The sequence below is a fragment of the Daejeonella sp. genome (assembly GCF_049655485.1).
Classification (GTDB): Bacteria; Bacteroidota; Bacteroidia; order Sphingobacteriales; family Sphingobacteriaceae; genus Daejeonella.
Genome location: NZ_JBASJU010000050.1, coordinates 1 through 2908, shown reverse-complemented (window position 1 = coordinate 2908; position 2908 = coordinate 1). Strand labels below are relative to the sequence as shown.

Below are 2908 nucleotides of genomic sequence, written 5' to 3'. Positions count from 1 at the left end.
GGAAGAGAGTGTTCCGTTCCAGACATCCAGTTCAGCCAGTGTTTGCAGGTAGGAAGAAGAAGCGAGTAAAGTATCGGCCCCGGGTTTCAATCCGGCTTCAGAAAGGCTTTTAGAGAGGCTAAGAATTTCCTTGACTCTTGTTGCATTTTCTTTTGCCCAATCCAGCTTAGATTGGTTGTACAGGATATTGATATATAGCTTTGATACTTTTGTTTGCAATTGAAGCTTTGCAGCATTGAAATTGCTTCCGGCTTCTTCTACTGCATATTTTGCTGCTTCAAGCTCTTTTCTTTGTTTTCCAAATTCAAATAGTTTCCAGTCCATCAGGACAGAACCATAGCTATTGGCCGCAGCATCCGGCTGCTCGTTCAACCCGTTATTTCCGCTTACATTGAAAATGCCTGGCAGAGGAAAAAAAGCGCCGGTACTGCCGGAATAACTGCCATACGTATTTTGAAGCTGAACCTGTACCTGGGGCAAAAAACCGTTTTTCACTTCTGTTCTCCGGTACTCTGATTCCCGGATTTGTGCTTTCTTTTCTGTTAAACCCGGATAGTTCGCAAATGCTGCCTCCCAAGCCTGTGAAATTGAAATATGCTTATCGTTTTGAGAGTAAGATCCTGTACTGACGAACAGCAATAATACGGTCGCCAGATAAAGCTGATACTTTATCATAAAATTCTAAAAATTAATTGGTGAAAATTTTTTCAATGAGATCTCCATGCTTCTTTGTTAAAAGAAGAGGAAATGGGATAGCTTAAATGGCTTAAGCGATGAAAAAATCAGATCAACAGGATTCTGTTCCTGAGATAAAGCGGAGTGCCCGCCTGTAAAAAAGCGGATTTAGAGAAATAAGGTGAATGGATATAATACTGGCTCTGATAAGAAAAAGCCGGTATATGGGAAAGTAATATCGGGATTAAAGGTAGAACCGGTTTTGCAAATTGGGTAATCCGTAAATCTACTTCATCTAAAATGGATGGAGCAGAAGTTAAACAAGTTTGTGAACTTACTACAAGTTGTCTTTTAGCATTAGGATTGGTATTTTCAATAGAATTGTTTCCATCAACTAAAGCCTGAATGCTCTTTTTTACGGTACAGTCTGTCAATAAAAAAAACGATAGCAACAGACATAGCAAAGCCGGTTTGGCATTGAAATAATATGTTGCTTTTTTTATTGGCATGTTATTCATATTAATGATCGGGGCAAAGATAACAATTATAAGCTAAGGGTTATTTCCTCTTTTTCTTGAAATTGGTTCCTGTTTATATTAAAGAGAAAACCAGCGATTTATCCGGATTGTAAGGACTGTTTTTTTGTAAAAAATGCGTTAAAGCTTCTACTACTGTAAAAGGTAAATCAATCTGGTTAGCACCTAAATTAGCTGGTACCCCTTGTTGGGTGACAAAAGCGGACTTGTAAATTTCATCAGGTTTCAAACGTTCCTTCCCAATATAAATATCCTGTATCCGGTGCCCTTTTGGGTTTTCAATCCTGATATAAGCAGTTAAACCCAGACATCTTTTTACATAACCTCCCATTTGCTTCATCGGATCCGCAGAAAAAGTCCGTTCCAGGTTTTCTTCCAGCATATTGAAGATTTCCTGTCCGGTTAGTTCCAAAACAGAAACGGGCGGATTCATGGGAATCATATTAAACAGATCCCATTTACTGACAGGGCCCGGGGGGATCGGGACTCCATATCGCCATCCATTTGAAAATGCAAGATCGGCAGAAGTGGCATCCATTATCGCAATCAATAAAAGATCATCCATAGAGGAGTTAAGCGTATTATAACGGTCCAATAAAACACCCGTTTGACCTACTATTTCTGCCTGTAAATCTTGATAAGGTTTCATGATTACCGCTATCATCTCATCCATTTCCTTATCGGACTCAACCGATTCCGTAACCGGAATAAGCTCGTATTGATGGCTTTGAATACGTTTTTCTGAAATTTCAAGCTGTAAATGGCCTAAGAAGGATCCGTGGCATCCGCATTGGATAAGGATGGTATCATTAACCATAGTGGGTTCAAATAATCGGTTATGGGTATGTGCGCTCAGGCAAACATCAATTCCTTTAATCCCCGAAAGCATTTTAATATCCTGAGGATACCCATTGTGAGAAAGTAAAAAAACGAGGTCGGCTCCCTTACTCTTAACTTCCTCTATGTACTTAGGCAGTTCTTCTGTCCCCTCAGTTATTATTAATCCTTCACTGAACCGTTCCGGCATTGTTTTATCAATGATATTGGAGCATATCCCAATAACAGCAATCTTGATCTTTTCAACTTCCACTATAATATAGGGCTTAAGAAAAAGCTGTCCTTCACTTGCGTAAACGTTAATGCCTAAAACCGGATAATTAAGCTGCCTGTTCAGATTTAACAGTTGATCAGGGCCGTAAGCAAAGTCCCAATGGCCTACCATGGCATTAAATCCAATTTTATTTAATACCGGAATAATTGCTTCTCCTTTAGATTTTACCACCGGCAATGTGCCATGAAAAGTATCGCCACCATCAAAAGCCAGTGTGTTTGGATTTTGCTTTCGGATATTGTTTATCAGGCTGTAGATCCTGGAGTATCCACCCGCTGTTTTTATCTCCCGCTTTTCTGCTTCAAAGAAAACTTCAGGATGAGGCTCCAGGTAGCCATGTACATCATTCAAATAAGCGATTGATAATTTCATCTCTAGTGTTTGATTTACTTTTTTTAAATGCTTTTAGCAGATAAAAAACCCTATAAAGCCTCAATTACTTTTTGCAACCTGGCTCTAATTTCCAGGGCAATTTCATTCAAAGTACTATTTTCTATTGCCTGCATGGATGCTGCCGGATCTACAGCGGAAACCTCCACCTGACCCGCTACTTTTTCCTGAACAATCACATTACAAGGCAACATCG

4 protein-coding genes are annotated in these 2908 nt (G+C 39.6%); all 4 read right to left on the bottom strand.

What is annotated here, in order from left to right:
* Positions 1–675 (bottom strand): TolC family protein (locus WBJ10_RS02295; RefSeq protein ID WP_424287933.1); only part of this gene is annotated, 675 nt, incomplete at its 3' end.
* 107 nt (positions 676–782) lie between these two features.
* Positions 783–1184 carry a hypothetical protein gene (locus WBJ10_RS02290; RefSeq protein ID WP_424287932.1) on the bottom strand — a complete coding sequence of 134 codons (402 nt, stop codon included), beginning with the start codon at positions 1182–1184 and terminating at the stop codon, positions 783–785.
* 82 nt (positions 1185–1266) lie between these two features.
* Positions 1267–2694, bottom strand: a complete 1428-nt coding sequence (locus WBJ10_RS02285) for a bifunctional metallophosphatase/5'-nucleotidase (protein WP_424287931.1) — start codon at positions 2692–2694, stop codon at positions 1267–1269.
* A gap of 50 nt (positions 2695–2744) precedes the next feature.
* Entirely contained in the window at positions 2745–2906 is a 162-nt protein-coding gene (locus tag WBJ10_RS02280) for a DUF302 domain-containing protein (RefSeq protein ID WP_424287934.1), read from the bottom strand.
* Between the last annotated feature and the right edge of the window lie 2 nt (positions 2907–2908).